14 protein-coding genes are annotated in these 17,888 nt (G+C 71.7%); 7 read left to right on the plus strand and 7 right to left on the minus strand.

From position 1 onward, the window contains the following. Positions 1-25: 25 nt before the first annotated feature. A complete protein-coding gene (gene aspS, locus JK363_RS05590) occupies positions 26-1,846 on the minus strand; it encodes an aspartate--tRNA ligase (protein ID WP_201872562.1) in 1,821 nt (606 codons plus the stop codon). Positions 1,847-1,963: 117 nt separating this feature from the next. On the opposite strand from aspS, the gene JK363_RS05595 reads away from it, so the two are divergent. Then, complete coding sequence (locus JK363_RS05595) at positions 1,964-4,117, plus strand: ATP-binding SpoIIE family protein phosphatase (RefSeq protein ID WP_201872023.1); 2,154 nt, start codon at positions 1,964-1,966, stop codon at positions 4,115-4,117. A gap of 32 nt (positions 4,118-4,149) precedes the next feature. Here JK363_RS05595 and JK363_RS05600 read toward each other — a convergent pair whose 3' ends face one another. Both JK363_RS05600 and JK363_RS05605 read right to left on the minus strand, forming a co-directional pair. Next, positions 4,150-5,103 (minus strand): pirin family protein, encoded by a 954-nt coding sequence (locus JK363_RS05600; protein ID WP_201872024.1) that lies wholly within the window; start codon positions 5,101-5,103, stop codon positions 4,150-4,152. Positions 5,104-5,197: 94 nt separating this feature from the next. Beyond that, the gene (locus JK363_RS05605) at positions 5,198-5,695 is read right to left on the minus strand and encodes an SseB family protein (protein ID WP_176181725.1); all 498 of its coding nucleotides are present in this window, start codon (positions 5,693-5,695) and stop codon (positions 5,198-5,200) included. Between the two features lie 140 nt (positions 5,696-5,835). On the opposite strand from JK363_RS05605, the gene JK363_RS05610 reads away from it, so the two are divergent. Beyond that, positions 5,836-7,662 (plus strand): acyl-CoA dehydrogenase, encoded by a 1,827-nt coding sequence (locus JK363_RS05610; RefSeq protein ID WP_201872025.1) that lies wholly within the window; start codon positions 5,836-5,838, stop codon positions 7,660-7,662. Between the two features lie 142 nt (positions 7,663-7,804). Here the strand turns inward: JK363_RS05610 and JK363_RS05615 are convergent, their stop codons facing one another. Together JK363_RS05615 and JK363_RS05620 are read right to left on the minus strand one after the other, a co-directional pair. Further along, entirely contained in the window at positions 7,805-8,167 is a 363-nt protein-coding gene (locus JK363_RS05615; protein ID WP_201872026.1) for a hypothetical protein, read from the minus strand. An 18-nt stretch (positions 8,168-8,185) separates the two neighbouring features. Beyond that, the gene (locus JK363_RS05620) at positions 8,186-8,935 is read right to left on the minus strand and encodes a TNT domain-containing protein (RefSeq protein ID WP_201872027.1); all 750 of its coding nucleotides are present in this window, start codon (positions 8,933-8,935) and stop codon (positions 8,186-8,188) included. 180 nt (positions 8,936-9,115) lie between these two features. On the opposite strand from JK363_RS05620, the gene JK363_RS05625 reads away from it, so the two are divergent. The 5 genes from JK363_RS05625 (at position 9,116) to JK363_RS05645 (ending at position 15,144) form a co-directional block, all read left to right on the plus strand. After that, positions 9,116-10,408, plus strand: a complete 1,293-nt coding sequence (locus tag JK363_RS05625) for a M18 family aminopeptidase (RefSeq protein WP_201872029.1) — start codon at positions 9,116-9,118, stop codon at positions 10,406-10,408. 1 nt (position 10,409) lies between these two features. Next, positions 10,410-12,356: an AfsR/SARP family transcriptional regulator gene (locus JK363_RS05630; protein WP_201872036.1), complete on the plus strand. Its 1,947-nt coding sequence runs from the start codon at positions 10,410-10,412 to the stop codon at positions 12,354-12,356. 174 nt (positions 12,357-12,530) lie between these two features. Next, positions 12,531-13,244, plus strand: coding sequence for a DUF4232 domain-containing protein (locus tag JK363_RS05635; RefSeq protein ID WP_201872038.1), 714 nt, complete (start codon positions 12,531-12,533; stop codon positions 13,242-13,244). Between the two features lie 317 nt (positions 13,245-13,561). Next, positions 13,562-14,149 (plus strand): hypothetical protein, encoded by a 588-nt coding sequence (locus JK363_RS05640; protein ID WP_201872041.1) that lies wholly within the window; start codon positions 13,562-13,564, stop codon positions 14,147-14,149. A 212-nt stretch (positions 14,150-14,361) separates the two neighbouring features. Then, complete coding sequence (locus tag JK363_RS05645) at positions 14,362-15,144, plus strand: XRE family transcriptional regulator (protein ID WP_307821622.1); 783 nt, start codon at positions 14,362-14,364, stop codon at positions 15,142-15,144. Between the two features lie 37 nt (positions 15,145-15,181). On the opposite strand, the gene JK363_RS05650 is transcribed toward JK363_RS05645, so the two are convergent. Together JK363_RS05650 and JK363_RS05655 are read right to left on the minus strand one after the other, a co-directional pair. After that, on the minus strand, positions 15,182-17,002 hold the full coding sequence (locus JK363_RS05650) for an NHL domain-containing thioredoxin family protein (RefSeq protein ID WP_201872046.1): 1,821 nt from the start codon (positions 17,000-17,002) through the stop codon (positions 15,182-15,184). Positions 17,003-17,016: 14 nt separating this feature from the next. After that, positions 17,017-17,841, minus strand: coding sequence for a carbon-nitrogen family hydrolase (locus tag JK363_RS05655; RefSeq protein WP_201872048.1), 825 nt, complete (start codon positions 17,839-17,841; stop codon positions 17,017-17,019). Positions 17,842-17,888 lie beyond the last annotated feature (47 nt).

The raw sequence follows: 17,888 nt of genomic DNA on the forward strand, positions 1-17,888 counted from the left end.
CTGGGGTACCGGAGTGGTTGCCTCGTTACTCCGCGGGCTGCTCCGCCTGGCTCTCGGCCGACTGCCCGTCCTTCTTCACGGCCTGCTTGATCTGCGGCTTGCGGATCGACAGATGCAGCTCGCGCAGCCGGGCCTCGTCCACCTCGCTGGGCGCGCCCATCAGCAGGTCCTGGGCGTTGCCGTTGAGCGGGAAGGCGATGGTCTCGCGGATGCTGGGCTCATCGGCCAGCAGCATGACGATGCGGTCGACGCCGGGGGCGATACCACCGTGCGGCGGAGCGCCGAAGTGGAACGCGCGGAGCATTCCGCCGAACTCGCGCTCGACCTCCTCGCGGGAGTAGCCCGCGATCCCGAACGCCTTGAACATGACCTCCGGCTCATGATTCCGGATGGCGCCCGAGGACAGCTCGGTGCCATTGCAGACGATGTCGTACTGCCAGGCCAGAATGTCGAGCGGGTCCTTGGTCTCCAGCGCCTCCAAACCGCCCTGCGGCATGGAGAACGGGTTGTGGGAGAACTCGATCTGCCCGGTGTCCTCGTTCCGCTCGAACATCGGGAAGTCCACGATCCAGCAGAAGCGGAAGACGTCTTCCTCGAAGTGACCGGTGCGCTTGGCGGCCTCGACCCGCACCGCGCCCATGATCTTGGAGACCTCGTCGTAGTCGCCCGCGCCGAAGAAGACCGAGGTGCCGGGCTTGCCCTCGACCTCGGCGATCAGCTTCTCGACGTCCTCGTCGGTGAGGAACTTGGCGATCGGGCCGGTCAGCTTGGAGTCCTCGCCGATCCGGACCCAGGCCAGCCCCTTGGCGCCGTGCAGCACCGCGAACTCGCCCATCTGGTCGAAGAACTTCCGCGGCTGGTCGGCGGTGTCCGGTACGGCCAGGGCCCGGACGTGCTTGTCGGCGAACGCCTTGAAGCCGGAGCCCGCGAAGACATGGCTGACGTCCTTCAGCTCCAACTTGGCCCGCAGGTCCGGCTTGTCGGAGCCGTACTTCAGCATCGCCTCGCGGAACGGGATCCGCAGGAACGGCGAGGTGACATGGCGGCCGTTGCCGAACTCCTCGAAGAGCTCGGTCATGACCTTCTCGATGACCTCGAAGACGTCCTCCTGCTCGACGAAGCTCATCTCGACGTCGAGCTGGTAGAACTCGCCCGGCGAGCGGTCGGCGCGGGCGTCCTCGTCGCGGAAGCAGGGCGCGATCTGGAAGTAGCGGTCGAAGCCCGCGATCATCAGCAACTGCTTGAACTGCTGCGGGGCCTGCGGCAGCGCGTAGAACTTGCCGGCGTGCAGCCGGGACGGGACCAGGAAGTCGCGCGCGCCCTCGGGGGAGGTGGCGGACAGGATCGGGGTCGCCATCTCGTTGAAGCCCTGGGCGGTCATCTTCTGCCGGATCGCGGCGATCACGGCGGAGCGCAGCATGATGTTGCGGTGCATCCGCTCACGACGCAGGTCCAGGAAGCGGTACTCCAGCCGCCGCTCCTCGTTCACCCCGTCCTCGGGGAAGACGGTGAAGGGCAGCGGGTCGGCGGCGCCGAGCACCTCGACATCGGTGACCTCGACCTCGATCTCACCGGTCGGCAGCTCGGGGTTGACGTTCTCCGCACCGCGCGCGATCACCCGGCCGTCCACCCGGACGACGGTCTCCTTGGTGAGGGAGCTGAGCGCCTCGTTGGCCGGGGTGTCGGGGCGGACCACCAGCTGGACCAGGCCGTGGTGGTCACGGAGATCGATGAAGAGGATGCCGCCCAGGTTCCGTCGATTGTGGAGCCAGCCGGAGAGCCGGACGTCGGTGCCGACGTCAGCGGCGCGGAGCTGACCACAGGTGTGGGACCGGTACCGATGCATCATTCATCCAAGTCGTGTGATCGGGAGGCGTACGTACCCTCGGGAGCTTCTGGGCAAGCCTACCGGCGCCCGGACGCTCACTGGTAAGCGCTCGGAAAATCCCCATAAGGTAGTGCAATGCGCACCGAGGACCTGCTGGCCGCCATGGCGACCGGTCTATGGCGCTGGGACAGTGTCTCGGGCGCCGTCGCCTACGACGCCGAAGCGGCCCGGCTGGTGGGACTGCCCGCCGAGGCCGTCACCCTTTCCCAGGCCGCCGCCCGCGCCTGCTTCCACCCCGCGGACTGGCTGGAGGTCAAGGCCACCGTGCTGCTGGCGCTGGCCGAGGGCAGCCTCTCCGAGGCCCTGCTGCGGGTGGTGGACGAGAAGGGCACGGTGCTGCGGACCGTGCGCTGCCGGGCCCGGCCGCTGTCCCGCGGCGGCAGCGAGGACGGCTACTACCTGCTCGGCACCCTCCAGGAGGTTCCCGAGCCGCTGCCCGGCACCGCCGCGAAGGGCACGCCGGTCACCGGCGACTGGCGGCGCAACCGCGAGGCGTTCCTGCTGGACGCGGGGCGGGCGCTGGCCGAGGCGATGTCCACCGCCGACGTGCTGCGCGTGGCGGCGGGGCTGTCGATGCCCGGTTTCTCACCGGACGGTCTTGCGGTCTTCGGGGTCGCGGGCGACCGGATCTCGGTGATCGGACGGCAGGGGCCCCGAGCGGCCGCCGAGCACGCGTCCGGTGACGTACCCATGGACCACGACGCTCCCGCCGCCGAGGTGGTCCGCACCGGGCGGGCGGTCTATCTGCCCTCGCCGGACCACTACCGCGAGCGCTTCCCCACCGCCTGGCCGCTGGCCCGGTCCCGCCGCCGCCACTCCTGGGCCTATCTGCCGCTGATCGTCGCGGGGCGGACCATCGGCGCCTGGATGGCCGGGTTCGCTCATCCGGTGTCGTTCTCGCCCGATGAGCGTTCGGTGCTGACCACGATCGCCCGGATGCTCGCCCAGGCGCTGTCCCGTACCGCCCTCCAGGAGACCGAGCGCGAGCTCGCGGACGGGCTCCAGCGCTCGATGCTGCCCGCCCGCAAGCCCGATATCCCCGGTCTCGCGGTGGCCGCGCGCTATGTGCCCACCGGCGGCGGGCTCCAGGTCGGCGGCGACTGGTACGACGTGATCGCGCTGCCCTCGGGCCGCACCGCGCTGGTGATCGGCGATGTGCAGGGTCACGATGTGCGGGCCGCCGGGATCATGGGGCAGCTCAGGATCGCGGTGCGCGCCTACGCCTCCGAGGGGCACCACCCGGACGCGGTGCTCTCGCGCGCCTCCCGCTTTCTCGCCGGGCTCGGCGACACCGGCTGGGCGGGCGCCGACGAGGGCTGGGACCCGCGGTTCGCGACCTGTCTGTACATGGAGGTGGATCCGGTCGCGGGCACCCTCGACATCGCCCGAGCCGGTCATCACGATCCGGCGGTACGGCTGGCGGACGGCACGATGGTGGTCCGCCCGACGGCGGGCGGACTGCCGCTGGGGATCGACCCGGACAGCGACTACCCCACCACCCGGGTGGTGCTGGAGCCCGGCGAGACGCTGCTGATGTGCACCGACGGACTGATCGAGACCGGTGGGCACGACCTGGAGACCGGCTGGGACCGGATCCGGGAGGTCTTCGAGCGGCCCACCCCCCAGACCGGTGAGCCCGGCGGGACCGGCGGCGGGGACGATCTCGAATCGCTGGCCGAGGCCCTGGTGCAGGCGGTGCACGGGCCGCCGTCCCACTGCTCCACCGGCCCGCTCGCCGACCGCCGCGAGGACGACATAGCCCTGCTGCTGATCCGGCGCGAGGCCGAGGTGTGCCTGGTCGGGCCGGGCTCGGCGCCGGTGCGGCGGACCGCGGTCACCGTGGCGCAGGCCGAGCCGGAGCGGATAGCCGGTGCCCGGCAGCAGCTGCGCGACATGCTGCACGACTGGACGGACCGGGACCAGGTGGAGTCGGCGGTGCTGCTGCTCAGCGAGATGGTCACCAATGTGCTGCTGCACACCGACGGCGACGCCCTGCTGGTCGCCGAGGTCAGCGGGCGGCACGGGACCCGGCGGCTGCGCCTCGACGTCGCCGACGGCAGCGACGAGCTGCCGCACCGCCGCCGCCCGGGTGAGCTGGCCTCGTCGGGGCGCGGGCTGCTGCTGATGGAGATGCTGGCCGACGCCTGGGGGGTCGATCCCCGGGGCGACGGCAAGTGCATCTGGTTCGAGCTGCACGAGAAGGCCCCGGAGGGGCTCCCCGCCGGGTAGCGCGCCGGGGCCGCGGGTCGCGTCGGCCCTCGTCAGCTCTCGTCGGCGGGTATGCAGCCGAGCCGTCCGGCCTGGAAGTCCTCGACGGCCTGGGCCAGCTCCGCGCGGGTGTTCATCACGAACGGGCCGTAGTGCATCATCGGTTCGCGGATCGGCTGCCCACCGAGCAGCACCAGCTCGAAGTTGGGGCTGCTCGGCTCCTGGACGGCGTCGGCCCGTACGGTCAGCGCGTCACCGCCGCCGAAGACCACCGTCCGGCCGGTGCGGAACGGCCGCCCCTCAGGACCTGCGGTGCCGCGGCCGGCCAGCCCGTAGGCGAGGGCATTGAAGCCGGGGTTCCACGGCAGGGTCAGCTCGGCGCCCGGGTTGAGCGAGACATGCAGCATGGTGATCGGGGTGTGGGTGATACCCGGGCCCCGGTGACCGTCGATCTCGCCCGCGATCAGCCGCAGCAGGGCGCCGCCGTCGGAGGAGGTCAGCAGTCTGACCTTGCCGCCGCCGATGTCCTGGTAGCGCGGCGGCATCATCTTGTCCTTGGCCGGGAGGTTCACCCACAGCTGGAGTCCGTGGAACAGTCCGCCGCTCATCACCAGCGACTCCGGCGGGGCCTCGATGTGCAGCAGCCCGGAGCCCGCGGTCATCCACTGGGTGTCGCCGCCGTTGATCGTTCCCCCGCCGCCGTGGGAGTCGTGGTGCACAAAGGTGCCGTCGATCAGGTAGGTGACGGTCTCGAAGCCGCGGTGGGGGTGCCAGGGAGTGCCCTTGGCCTCGCCGGGCGCGTACTCCACCTCGCCCATCTGGTCCATCATGATGAACGGGTCCAGGTGCTGGTAGTCGATGCCCGCGAAGGCGCGCCGCACCGGGAAACCCTCCCCCTCGAAACCGCCGGGCGCGGTGCTGACGGCGAGCGCGGAGCGGTGCCGTGCCCCGGCCGGTGCCGCGATACGGGGCAGGGTCAGCGGGTTGTCCACGGTCACTGCGGGCATGACGGCCTCCTCGGTCGTTCACCGTTCAACTTAATTGAAGGGTGAACAACCCGCAAGAGTGCCTTTATCGCCGCATGAGCGGCATCCGGCCGCGCTAGCCGTACATGCGCCGCATCGCGAAATCGACCATCTGTTCGACCGCCTTGGCGTCGAAGACCATCCGGTGCTCGCCCTCCATGTCGAGGACGAAGCCGTAGCCGGTGGGCAGCAGATCGATCACCTCGGCGCCGGTGATGACGAAGTACTTGGACTCCTTGCCCGCGTACCGCCGCAGCTCCTTGAGCGAGGTGAACATGGGGATCACCGGCTGCTGGGTGTTGTGCAGGGCGAGGAAGCCGGGGTTGTCACCGCGCGGGCAGTAGACCTTGGAGCTCGCGAAGATCTGCTGGAAGTCCTCCGCCGACATCGAGCCGGTGGTGAAGGCCCGCACCGCGTCGGCCAGCGACGGCGGCGACGGCTCGGGGTACAGCGGCTGCTCGCCGTAGCCGGCACCCGGCTGGGGGTGGTGCGACAGCGGCGGCTGCTGTTGCGGCGGAGGTGGCGGAGCGGCGTAACCCTGCCCTGCGCTCGCGTTCTGGTCGTAGCCGTACATGCACCGAAGCGTACTGAGTCACAGTTGACCGTTTGAGGGTTGCCCTTTATTACCCACGGGTAGCATCATGGCGACTGAGATCGCATCGATACGCGTTACATCAGAGGTCCCTGCCTCCCGAGCCTTACGGAGCCGTCGCCATGGGGCACTACAAGTCGAATCTCCGCGACATCGAGTTCAACCTCTTCGAGGTGCTCGGCCGCGACAAGCTGTACGGCACCGGTCCGTTCGCGGAGATGGACGTCGAGACCGCGAAGAGCGTGCTCGCCGAGATATCCCGGCTCGCCGAGAACGAGCTGGCCGACTCCTACGCCGACTCGGACCGCAACCCGCCGGTCTTCGACCCGGCCACCAACACCGCGCCGGTACCCGAGTCGTTCAGGAAGAGCTACCAGGCGTACATGGACGCCGAGTGGTGGCGCCTGGGCATACCGGAGTCGCTGGGCGGCACCTCCTGCCCGCGCTCGCTGCTGTGGGGCTCGGCCGAGACCATCCTCGGGTCCAACACCCCGATCTGGATGTACGCTTCCGGCCCGGCCTTCGCCGCTGTGCTCCACGACGAGGGCACCGAGGAGCAGTTGAAGATCGCTCAGCTGATGGTGGACAAGCAGTGGGGCTCCACCATGGTGCTGACCGAGCCGGACGCGGGCTCCGACGTGGGCGCCGGCCGCGCCAAGGCGGTCCAGCAGGAGGACGGCACCTGGCACATCGACGGGGTGAAGCGCTTCATCACCTCCGGTGAGCACGACCTCTCCGAGAACATCATCCACTTCGTGCTGGCCCGTCCCGAGGGCGCGGGGCCCGGCACCAAGGGTCTTTCGCTGTTCGTCGTCCCCAAGTACGACTTCGACTGGGAGACCGGCGAGCTCGGCGAGCGCAACGGCGTCTACGCCACCAACGTCGAGCACAAGATGGGTCTGCGGGTGTCCAACACCTGTGAGCTCACCTTCGGCGCCAACGGCCCGGCCAAGGGCTGGCTGCTGGGCGAGAAGCACGAAGGCATCCGCCAGATGTTCAAGATCATCGAGTTCGCGCGGATGATGGTCGGCACGAAGGCCATGGCCACCCTCTCCACCGGCTACCTGAACGCGCTGGAGTACGCCAAGGAGCGGGTGCAGGGCGCCGACCTGGCGGCCTTCACCGACAAGGCGGCCCCGCGCGTCACCATCACCCACCACCCGGACGTGCGCCGCTCGCTGATGACGCAGAAGGCGTACGCCGAGGGCCTGCGCTCCCTCGTCCTCTACACCGCCTCCGTCCAGGACGACATCCTGGTCAAGGAGGCCGCGGGCGAGGACGCCTCCGACGTCCACGGTCTCAACGACCTGCTGCTGCCCATCGTCAAGGGCTACGGCTCGGAGAAGGCGTACGAGCAGCTGGCGCAGTCGCTCCAGACCATCGGCGGCTCCGGCTACCTCCAGGAGTACCCCCTGGAGCAGTACATCCGGGACGCCAAGATCGACACGCTCTACGAGGGCACCACGGCGATCCAGGGCCAGGACTACTTCTTCCGCAAGATCGTCCGGGACCAGGGCAAGTCGCTGACCATCATCTCCGAGGAGATCAAGAAGTTCCTGGCCGAGGCCGTCGGCGGCGAGGAGCTGGCCCCGGCCCGCGACCAGCTCGCCCAGGCCGCGGTGGACCTGGAGGCGATAGTCGGCACCATGCTCACCGACCTGGCCGCCACCGAGCAGGACGTCACGTCGATCTACAAGGTCGGCCTGAACTCCACCCGGCTGCTGATGGCCTCCGGTGACGTCATCATCGGCTACCTGCTGCTCAAGGGCGCCGCGGTCGCCACCGAGAAGGTCGGCACCGCCTCCGCGAAGGACACCTCCTTCTACCGGGGCAAGATCGCGGCCGCGAAGTTCTTCGCGCACGAGGTCCTGCCGGGCGTCTCCGTCCAGCGCGCGCTGGCCGAGTCGGTCGACAAGGGCCTGATGGACCTGGACGAGTCCGCGTTCTGATCCCTCGGTGACACCGGCTCACACAGCCTGAGCGAAGCCGTCCAGCGGCGGTGGAAGCCGGCCGGCCCCCTGACCGGGGCGGGCCGGCTTCCGTGCTGTGACCGCTCCGTGCGTTGCCGCTCCCCGCTGCCGCCGCTCGCTATCAGTCCTTGTCGGGCGGCCGCTCGCGCAGCGCCCGTTCCACCTCTTCCCACGCCTGGCGGCGGATCTCCTCTCCCTCGGCGAGGAGTTCCTCGACCGACGCGCTCCCGCCGCCGGGCGGCCGGGGCCGCGCCCTCAGCTTGGCCAGCAGATCCCGGCACGCTTCGTCCTCGGTGGCGAACCGGCTCAGGTCCCGGTCCACCGAGCGCTCCCGCAGCCCGGTCGTCCAGCCGCCGTCCGGCGCGGGGCGCAGGAAGTAGTAGGCGTCCGGCTGGACCGGGATGTCATGCGCTCCCGGGATGTCGTACAGCGCGTCCGGCACCTGCTCCTCATGGAGGACGCGGATCAGTTCCCATCGGTCCACGACAACCAGCATCCGCCGTCAGTTGAGCGGGGTGAGGTTCCCGGCGGCGACAAGCTGGGGGATCGAGGGTCCGGTCAGATACTGGAGCCCCTGTCCCGGCTGGCCGAACCAGGGCCGGATCGGACCGGCCTCCACCAGGAAGGGCTTGGTGACCTTGTAGAGGTGGTAGCCGAACGGGTAGGCCGGGTCGAGGGTGTTGAGGTTGCTCGGCGGCAGCGCGCGCTCGGTGAAGGGCGTACCGGCCGGGGCGAGGAAGTGGCCGAAGCCGCTGCCGAAGAGGTCGACCCGCTGCCCGGCCTTCAGGGTGATGGTGGTCTTCAGGGGCTCACCGTTGAGCAGCGTCCAGCCGTCCGGGTACGGGTACCACCAGCCGTTGGTCTGCTCGTTCCAGTAGCAGTCCAGGAAGGCGGCGGAGGAGCGGTAGCCGTCCAGCCGCTGGTAGCCCTCCAGCATCCGGCCGATCGCGCCGTTGCGGGGCAGAGAGGCCGGGCCCAGCCGCCAGTCGCCCTCGAAGTACCGCTGTAGCGGGGGATTGGGCGCGGCGTTCGTCCCGCCGACCCGGTCCCTCGTGGGACAGGGCACCGGGCGGCCGTACCCGTCGTCCGGGCGGCTGTCCGGGGAGCGCGGGTCCTGCGTACCGGCCTCGGCGGCCGAGGGAACCAGTCCCATGGCGACAAACCCGGCGGCGGGCTGCGCCACGGCCGAACCAGCGCTGCACAGCAGCAGCAGCGACCCCAGGACGACGAGGACGTGTCGTAGAACGCGCATCCGGTGTATCCCCTTGCGTGCGACTCAGTACGAGGGAGCGGTCACGGGGAATATGGGCGGATTTGCCGGACTCATAGCGTTAGCTGACGTGCTTTCATCAGATCGGCGCAACACGACCCCACGGATGGATCCACCCGCCACTCGCCGGTCGCCGGGCCGGTCCGAATCTATGCTGAGCACATGAGCGCACACCCCGGCATCGACCGCGGCCACACCGATGACCTCATGGCGTTCCTCCGCGCCAGCCCATCGCCCTACCACGCAGTAGGAAACGCCGCTCAGCGCCTGGAAAACGCGGGTTTCCGGCAGGTCGAGGAGACCGCCGCCTGGGATGGAGAGGCGGGCGGGCGGTATGTGCTGCGGGGTGGAGCGATCATCGCGTGGTACGTGCCGGAGGGGGCGAGCCCGTCCACTCCGTACCGAATTGTGGGCGCTCACACCGACTCTCCCAATCTGCGGGTCAAGCCGATTCCCGATACCGGAGCGCACGGCTGGCGCCAGATCGCCGTCGAGATCTACGGCGGCGCCCTCCTCAACACCTGGCTCGACCGCGACCTCGGCCTCTCCGGCCGGATCACCCTCAGAGACGGCTCGCACCGGCTGGTCACCGTCGACCGCCCGCTGCTGCGGGTGCCCCAGCTCGCCGTGCACCTGGACCGGTCCGTCAACAGCGAGGGCCTCAAGCTGGACAAGCAGCGCCATATGACGCCGATCTGGGGTCTGGGCGAGGTCGAGGAAGGCGATCTGATCCGCTTCGTCGCCGACGAGACCGGCGTCGCGGCCGACGAGATCGGCGGCTGGGACCTGATGGTGCACAGCGTCGAACCGCCCGCCTACCTCGGGCGTGACCGCGAACTGGTGGCCGGTCCCCGGATGGACAATCTGCTGTCCGTGCACGCCGGTACGGCCGCGCTGGTGGCCGCCGCCGCCCGCACCGGCCTCGACGCCATCCCCGTGTTCGCCGCCTTCGACCACGAGGAGAACGGCAGCCAGTCCGACACCGGCGCCGACGGCCCGCTGCTCGGCAATGTCCTGGAGCGATCGGTCCACGCCCGCGGCGGCGGCCACGAGGACAAGGCGCGCGCCTTCGCGGGCAGCTTCTGCCTCTCCTCCGACACCGGGCACGCCATCCACCCCAACTACGCCGAGCGCCATGAGCCCGGCCACCACCCACGTCCCAACGGCGGCCCCATCCTCAAGGTCAACGTCAACCAGCGCTATGCGACCGACGGCTCCGGGCGGGCCGTCTTCGCCGCCGCCTGCGAGCGCGCCGGGGTGCCCTGGCAGAGCTTCGTCTCCCACAACGCGATGCCGTGCGGCACCACGATCGGTCCGATCACCGCCGCCCGCCACGGCATCTCCACCGTCGACATCGGTGTGGCGATCCTGTCCATGCACTCGGCGCGCGAGCTGTGCGGGGCGCAGGACCCCCGGCTGCTCGCCAAAGCGCTGACCGCATTTCTGGAGGGCTGAGTTGCGCTTCTCCCTGCTGGGCCCCGTGACGGTGACCACCGGCCCCCCGGCAGCGGCCGTCGAGCTACCGCTGGGGGCGGCCAAACGGCGCAGTGTGCTCGCCATGCTGCTGCTGCGGCCCAACTCGACCGTCTCCGTGGATCAGTTGACCGCCAGCCTGTGGGAGGACGAGCCGCCCGCCCACGCCAAGACCGTCATCCAGGGCCATGTCTCCCGGCTGCGCGCGGTCCTCGCCGAGCACGGCGCCGGTGACCTGGGCGTCGAACTCGCCACCCACGGCTCCGCCTATCTGCTGCGGCTGCCCGACGGAATGGTCGACGCCCAGCGCTTCGACCATCTGGTCTCCAGCGCCCAGCCCGAGGCCGCCCCGGCCGACGCCGTCCAGCTGCTGAGCCAGGCGCTCGGGCTGTGGCACGGCCCGGCGCTGACGGGGACGGTGGCCAGCCCGCCGTTCGCGGCCGCGGCTCACGCCCTGGAGGAACGACGGCTGACCGCCGTGGAGGCACTGGCACGCGCGTACGGAGCGCTCGGCGAACACGACAGGGCCGCGGGTGTGCTGCACCCCGCCGCCCTCGCCCAGCCGCTGCGCGAAGGGCTGATCGCGGATCTGATGCTGGCGCTGTACCGCACCGGGCGGCAGTCCGACGCGATCGCCTGGTTCCACCGCACCCGGGAGCTGCTCGCCGACGATCTGGGCGTCGACCCGGGGGAGCGGCTGACCGGCGCGTACCAGGAGATCCTGCGGGCCGGGCCGGGGGCGGACGCGGGACGCGGCGGCACCGACGGCGCGAGCCACCCCGGGGTCCAGCCGGTGCCCGCCACCCCGGCGCACCCCGTCGCCGCCCCCGCCCCCGCCGCGGCCACCGGAGCGCCGGTGCCCGAGCTGCTCCCCCGGCCCCCGGCCGGGTTCCTCGGGCGGACCGCGGAGCTGGCGGAGCTGACCCGGCTGACGCTGCCCGCCGAACCGGACCGCGGCTACGGCGGCGCCCCCGGCGGCTTCCCGTCCGAGGGCGGCATCACGCTCGTCAGCGGACCCGCCGGGGTCGGCAAGACGGGCCTCGCGGTGCACTGGGGTCACGCCTACGCGGGCGCCTTCCCCGACGGACGGCTCTTCGCGGATCTGCGCGGCTTCAGCGGCGGTGAGGAGGCGGCGCCGCTGGAGGTGCTGCGCGAGTTCCTGTTCACCATGGGCACCCCGGCCGAGCAGATACCGTCCTCGCCCCAGGCGGCCTCCGCGCTCTACCGCTCGCTGGTCGCCCGCCGGCGGCTGCTGGTGGTGCTGGACAACGCGAGCAGCTCCGCCCAAGTGCGGCCGCTGCTGCCCGGCGGCCCGCACTGCGCCACGCTGGTCACCAGCCGCAGCAGGCTCGACGGGCTGATCGCCACCGATGCCGCCCGTCCGCTGCGGCTGCACGCGCTCGGCCCCGAGGACAGCATCTCGCTGCTCGGCACGCTGCTCGGCCCGGAGCGGGTCGCCGAGGACCCCGCCGCCGCACGGGAGTTGGTTGCGCTGTGCGACGGACTGCCGCTGGCGCTGCGCGCCGCCTCCGCCCAGCTGATGGCCCGGCCCCGCTGGCGGCTGGCCCGGCTGGCCACCGCCCTGCGCGACGAGCGGCGCAGGCTCGCCCTGCTGTCGGCGGAGGACGCCGGGGTGGCCGCCGCGCTGCGCAACTCGGTGGCCCGGCTCTCCGCGGACGACGCCGCGCTGCTGCGCACCCTGGGCACCGGCTTCGCCCGGGAGGTCAACACGGCGGAGGCGGCGGCGCTGTCCGGGGCGGACCCGGAGCTGATCCAGGACGCCCTGGACCGGCTCGCCGAGATGCATCTGCTGGACGAGGAGGCCACCAATCGCTACGTGATGAGCGATCTGGTGAAGCTCTTCGCCCAGGGCGACGGCAGCGCGGACGGGACCGCGGGCGGGCCCACCGGCGGTGGCCAACCCCACTGAGGGAACGGCGCGTTCGCCCGGGGCGTTGGCGGGATGACACCGGGAGGGGACGTCAGCCGGGGGCGTTAGTGAGACGTTAGCGGTGCGGCAGCGGTACAGCAGCCGTACGCCAGCGGGGCCGGACAGTCTTGAGACGTACCGCAAGACGACCACATCCCACTGGGGGGAACCACCATGTCGATCACCGCCACCAACGCCCGCACCATCCGCACCGCCGTCGCCAGCGTGACCCTCATGGCCGCCGCTCTCACCCTGGCCGCCTGCAACAACGACGACGCGGAGGGGGTCAAGCGGTCCGGCTCCGCGGAGAGTTCGGCCGCCGCCACCCCGGGCTCCGACTCCAAGGGCGGCGGCAAGCAGGACACGAACGCGGGAGGCGGCGCCGACGCCGGTGCCCAGGGCGGCGCCCAGGCAGGCGGTGACGGGAAGGCCCCCGGCAGCGGCAAGAGCGGCGGCACGACGGGCGGCTCCGGCTCCAAGATCGGCACCTGTGACCCGAGCAAGCTGTCGATGAGCGTCACCAAGGCTCCCCGGCCGGTCAACCACCTGTTGCTCCAGGCCACCAACAAGTCCGGTGTCACCTGCAACCTCCCGGAGGCCCCCGCGCTGCGGTTCGACGACGGGCAGGCGGCCACCCCGATCGCCGAGGAGACCAAGCCGCAGGCCGTCGTCAGCCTCGCGCCCGGCGAGAGCGGCTACGCGGGCATCCTCACGTCCAGCGCCGACGGCTCGGGCACGAACGGCACCAAGGTCACCAAGCTGGAGGTGTACCTCAAGGGCTCCGACGCCGCCACCTCCGTCCCGCTGCCCGGCGGCTCGGTGTACCTCGACGACAACGCGCAGGTCAGCTACTGGCAGAGCGACAGCTCCGACGCGCTCAACTGGTGACACCCGCCACCTGAACATCCCCGGCAGCCGACTCCCCTGCGGCTGCGCGACGACCGACGGCCCCCGACTCCCCCGCGGGGGCCGTCCCGTCATGTCCCGCCCCACCGCCGTCGCTGTCCCGCCTCTGGCCGTCCGGCGGCATGTCCCAGCAGGTCACAGCGGTGGGCGGGGACGAGACGTCCCATGGGACGTCAGCACCCCCGAAGTCCCCTTCGATGCGGTTGAGAGTGGATCCCGTCGCCGCGGCGGAACGCCCCGGCGGCTCAACCGACAGGCACCGGCGGACCGTCGGCGCCCATCGAAGGGGGGATTCCGAGATGACGCACTCCACCGTGCAGGGTCCGCGACGGACCCTGCTGCGCAAGGTCCTTCCCACGATCGTCGCGGCGAGCATCGGCGCCGCCGGGCTCGTCGGCTGCTCCGGCGGCAGCGACAGCGGCGGCCATGACGGCACGGCGGACAAGGCCGGAGCCGCGGCGGACACGGCCGCCGGAAAGAGCGCCCTCAGCCGTGACACCAAGGTCAAGGACAAGGATCCGGGCCTGAAGCTGAAGACCACCAGCGGTGAGTTCGGCACCAAGGCCGCGGCCGCCGCCGACTTCCCCACCTGGGGCACGCGTTGGGTGGTCCACCAGACCCCGGACACCCACTCGGCCTCGACCGGGATGATCAACCAGCGCGCTGCGGGCCAGGACCGCATCGCCGCCGACTACCAGGTCGACACCGGGCACAAGGTGTGCGAGGACGGGGCCTGCTCGACCTACATGGCTCACCTCACCAAGCCGGTCAACGGCTTCCTGAGCGTGGTCGCGGTGGACATCTCGCAGGACTCGCTGCCCGACGTCCCGGTGCAGAACGGCGATCAGCCGCCGAAGCCCCCGCAGACCGGCGGCACCCGCTGCTAGGCCCTCCAGCGCGCCGCCACCTGGCTCACGGCCAACGGCGGCACCCGGGAGCGGCACGTCCACCGCAGGGGTGTGGACGTGCCGCTCGTCATGCTCATGATCCACATGCTCCAATGGTGAGCGTGCCAGCGCATCCGCATCGCCCCGAGAACCCACGACGAAAGCCGCTCGCCCCGCTCCCCGGCCAACTCTCCGGCCCGGTGAGAGAATTCGTGACCGCACTGCGCCATATGCACGGCGAACTGGGACTGAGCCTGACGGAATTGGAGAGCAGGCTGCCCGCCAGCCGCTCTTCCCTCTCCCGCTATCTGCGCGGTCAGAGCCTGCCCGACGAACGGCTCCTGGTCCAATGGGGCAAGCTCTCCTTCACCGCCGAGGACCGGCTGCCCGAACTGGTGGAACTGCTGCACCGGGCCAACGAGGCCGCCTCGGCGGAGGCAGCCGCCCCGGCCGATGAGACCGCATCGGCCGATATCGCCCCCGCGGCCGCCATGGCCGGCCGGCCGCCCCCGCCGGACGGGTCGTCCCGCCGACGGCTGCGGCTGGTCCTCGCCACGGTCGGCACCGTCGTGGTCATCGCCGGGGCCACGGTCACCACCCTCGCCCTGCGCTCGTCCGGCGACAACTCCTCCGGCGACAAGCCGTCCGCGGGCGCACCGGCCGCGTCCTCCGCGGCCCTGGGCAACGCCCGGATCACCGTCTACAACGCCGAGCGCGACTGCCGGACCAAACGCACCCGCTACTGCTCGCTGGGCCTGGCCGAGGATCCGTATCTGGCCTACCGCCCGTCGAACATCGTGGGCCGGGCCTGGCACGGCGATGTGCTGCGCGCCGACTGCCGGATCGCCAACGGGGTCACGGTCACCGACGAGGCGGGCGGACACAGCAGCATGTGGTTCCGGGTCGGCCAGGGCGGCAAACGGGTCTGGGTCCCGGCCATCCGCATCCGCGCCGACCAGGTGCAGTACACCAAGCTGCCCAACTGCCCCGACTGACCGGAGGGCCGTCAGGAGGGCTTGCCGGGCCGGCGCGTCAGGAGGGCTCGTCCATCCCGGCGAGCACCAGCGGCAGCCGTACCGCGCCGCCCTCGGCGACCCGGACCGGGACGCCCCAGTCCTGCTGGTGCACATGGCAGGCGGGGTACTCGTTCCGCGGGTCGTCGTCGCAGGACGCGGCCATCGCCGAGACATGCAGCACGCCCTCGGTCACTCCGTCCGCCAGCACCAGATCCCGGCTCAGCTCGGTGCCCGCGCCGTCCCCTTCGGCCAGCAGGCCGGGTGGGGTGGCGGAGACCAGCAGCCGGGTGGAGGGGCCGTAGCGGGTGTCCAGCTTCTGCCCGGCGGGCGCCTGGAAGACCACGTCCAGCCGGAGCGTGCCCGGGGCGATCTCCGTGGCCGCGCGCTGGGTGCGGTGCGCCAGCGCCTCGACCCGTACGGCCTCCTCGGGCAGCCGCAGCCGGGTCAGCCGGTGCCGGGCCGACTCCACCACCACGATGTCCCGGTCCGCCAGCACCGCGCCGGACGGCTCGCGCAGATCGGTGGCGAGGGTGGTGACCTCACCGGTGGCCGGGTCGTAGCGGCGCAGCGCGTGGTTGTAGGTGTCGGCGATCGCGACCGAGCCGTCGGGCAGCGCGGTGACGCCCAGCGGGTGCTGGAGCAGGGCCTGTCCGGCGTCGCCGTCCCGGTGGCCGAAGTCGAAGAGTCCGGTGCCCACCGCCGTGCGGACCGCGAAGCCGTCGCCGTCCCGCTCGACCCAGCGGACCGCGGAGGTCTCGGAGTCGGCGATCCACAGCCGGTCCCCGGCCGCGGCCAGCCCGGAGGGCTGGGCGAACCACGCCTCCTCGGCGGGCCCGTCGACCAGGCCCTCGTTGGTGGTCCCGGCGGCGGCCCGGACCGTCCCGGCCTCCGGGTCGTACGTCCACAGCTGGTGGACACCGGCCATGGCGATCCACAGCCGGCCGGCGAACCAGGCCAGGTCCCACGGCGAGGACAGATCCACCTCGCGGGCGGGCCCCTCGGCGGGCGAGCCCTGCCACCACTGGCGGCCGGTCCCGGCGAGGGTGGTGGTCTCACCGGTGGCGGGGTCGAAGCGGCGCAGCGCGTGGTTGACGGTGTCGGCGACGGCGACCGAGCCGTCGGGCAGCGGCGCGAGTCCCTGCGGCTCGCTGAACCGGGCCCGCTCCGGGGCGCCGTCGGCCAGCCCGCGCGTGCCGTCACCGATCCGGCGCACCACGGTCTCGCCGTCCGCGGCGAGCTCCACCAGCTGGTGCCGGGTGGTGTCGGAGACCAGGAAGGTGCCGCCGGGCAGCGACACGGCCTTGCCGGGGAAGCGCAGCTCGGTGGGGACCGGCTCGGGAGGTACGTAGGGCCCGTCGCCGCGGCGCAGCGTGCCCTTGGCGGAGTGTTCCGCCTCCAGCTCTCCCACCAGGGTCTCGATGGCATGGGCGTGCCCCTCGCCCGCGTGCTGGGCGACCACATAGCCCTCGGGGTCGATGACCACGAGGGTGGGCCAGGCGCGTACCGCGTACTGCTTCCAGGTGGCGAGCTCGGGGTCGTCGAGGACCGGGTGGTGCACTCCGTAGCGCTCGGCGGCGTCCACGACGGCCTGGTGGTCGGCCTCGTGGACGAACTTCGGCGAGTGCACCCCGACGATCACGACGGTGTCGCGGTGCTTCTCCTCCAGCTCGCGCAGCTCGTCCAGGACGTGCAGGCAGTTCACACAGCAGAACGTCCAGAAGTCCAGGATCACGATGCGCCCCCGCAGATCCGCGAGGGTGAGGTCGTTGCCTCCGGTGTTGAGCCAGCCGCCCTTGCCGGTCAGTTCGGGGGCGCGGACGCGTGCACGTGGAGCCATATCCCCATCAAACATCAGCCCCCGGCCGTGGCATTCCCCCGGGTTCGGGCGGCGGGCTCGGGCAGGCCCAGCATGCGGTCGCGGAGCACCGGGAGGTCGGTGCGGACCTGGGTGACCCGGTCCAGGTCCAGCTCGACGGTGAGCACCTCCTCGGCGGTGCCCGCCTCGGCGAGCACCTCGCCCCACGGGTCCACGACGATGCTGTGCCCGGCCTGCTCCACCCCGGCGTGGGTGCCGGTGGAGCAGCAGCCCAGGACGTACGCCTGGCTCTCCACGGCACGGGCGCGGGCCAGCAGCCGCCAGTGCTCGCGGCGGCGGGCGGGCCATCCGGCCGGGATCACCAGCACCTTGGCCCCGGCCTCGGTCAGCAGCCGGAAGAGCTCGGGGAAGCGGAGGTCGTAGCAGATGGCGAGGCCCAGAGTGGCGTCCGGCGGACCGGTGGTGACGACCTCCTCGCCCGCGCCCATCATCACGGCCTCGCCCTCGTCGAAGCCGAAGCGGTGGATCTTGCGGTAGGAGCTCGCGAGGGCGCCGTCGGGGGAGAAGACCAGCGCGGTGTTGTAGAGGGTGCCGTCGGGGGCACGCTCGACGATGGAGCCCGCGTGGAGCCAGACCCCGGCGTCCCGGGCGGCGGCGGCCATGGCGCGGGCGGTGGGGCCGTCCAGCGGCTCGGCGCCGCTGACGAAGGAGTCGTAGGCGAATGCCCCGAGCGTCCACAGTTCGGGCAGTACCACCAGATCGGAGCCGCTCTGGGTGCGGACGATGGCGGCGGCGCGGCCGCGGCGGCTTTCGGGGGACTCGTCCGGGTCTACATCGATCTGGACCAAAGAGGCGCGCACACTACCACCGCTCTCAGCGTTGGAGACCGTCAACCGGGCCTACGATC

It is taken from the genome of Streptomyces coffeae (assembly GCF_016741875.1).
Classification (GTDB): Bacteria; Actinomycetota; Actinomycetes; order Streptomycetales; family Streptomycetaceae; genus Streptomyces; species Streptomyces coffeae.

Coding starts and splice junctions, on each gene's coding strand:
- aspS (WP_201872562.1), bottom strand. CDS start 1,846: ATGCATCGGTACCGGTCCCACACCTGTGGTCAGCTCCGCGCCGCTGAC.
- JK363_RS05595 (WP_201872023.1), top strand. CDS start 1,964: ATGCGCACCGAGGACCTGCTGGCCGCCATGGCGACCGGTCTATGGCGC.
- JK363_RS05600 (WP_201872024.1), bottom strand. CDS start 5,103: ATGCCCGCAGTGACCGTGGACAACCCGCTGACCCTGCCCCGTATCGCG.
- JK363_RS05605 (WP_176181725.1), bottom strand. CDS start 5,695: ATGTACGGCTACGACCAGAACGCGAGCGCAGGGCAGGGTTACGCCGCT.
- JK363_RS05610 (WP_201872025.1), top strand. CDS start 5,836: ATGGGGCACTACAAGTCGAATCTCCGCGACATCGAGTTCAACCTCTTC.
- JK363_RS05620 (WP_201872027.1), bottom strand. CDS start 8,935: ATGCGCGTTCTACGACACGTCCTCGTCGTCCTGGGGTCGCTGCTGCTG.
- JK363_RS05625 (WP_201872029.1), top strand. CDS start 9,116: ATGAGCGCACACCCCGGCATCGACCGCGGCCACACCGATGACCTCATG.
- JK363_RS05635 (WP_201872038.1), top strand. CDS start 12,531: ATGTCGATCACCGCCACCAACGCCCGCACCATCCGCACCGCCGTCGCC.
- JK363_RS05640 (WP_201872041.1), top strand. CDS start 13,562: ATGACGCACTCCACCGTGCAGGGTCCGCGACGGACCCTGCTGCGCAAG.
- JK363_RS05650 (WP_201872046.1), bottom strand. CDS start 17,002: ATGGCTCCACGTGCACGCGTCCGCGCCCCCGAACTGACCGGCAAGGGC.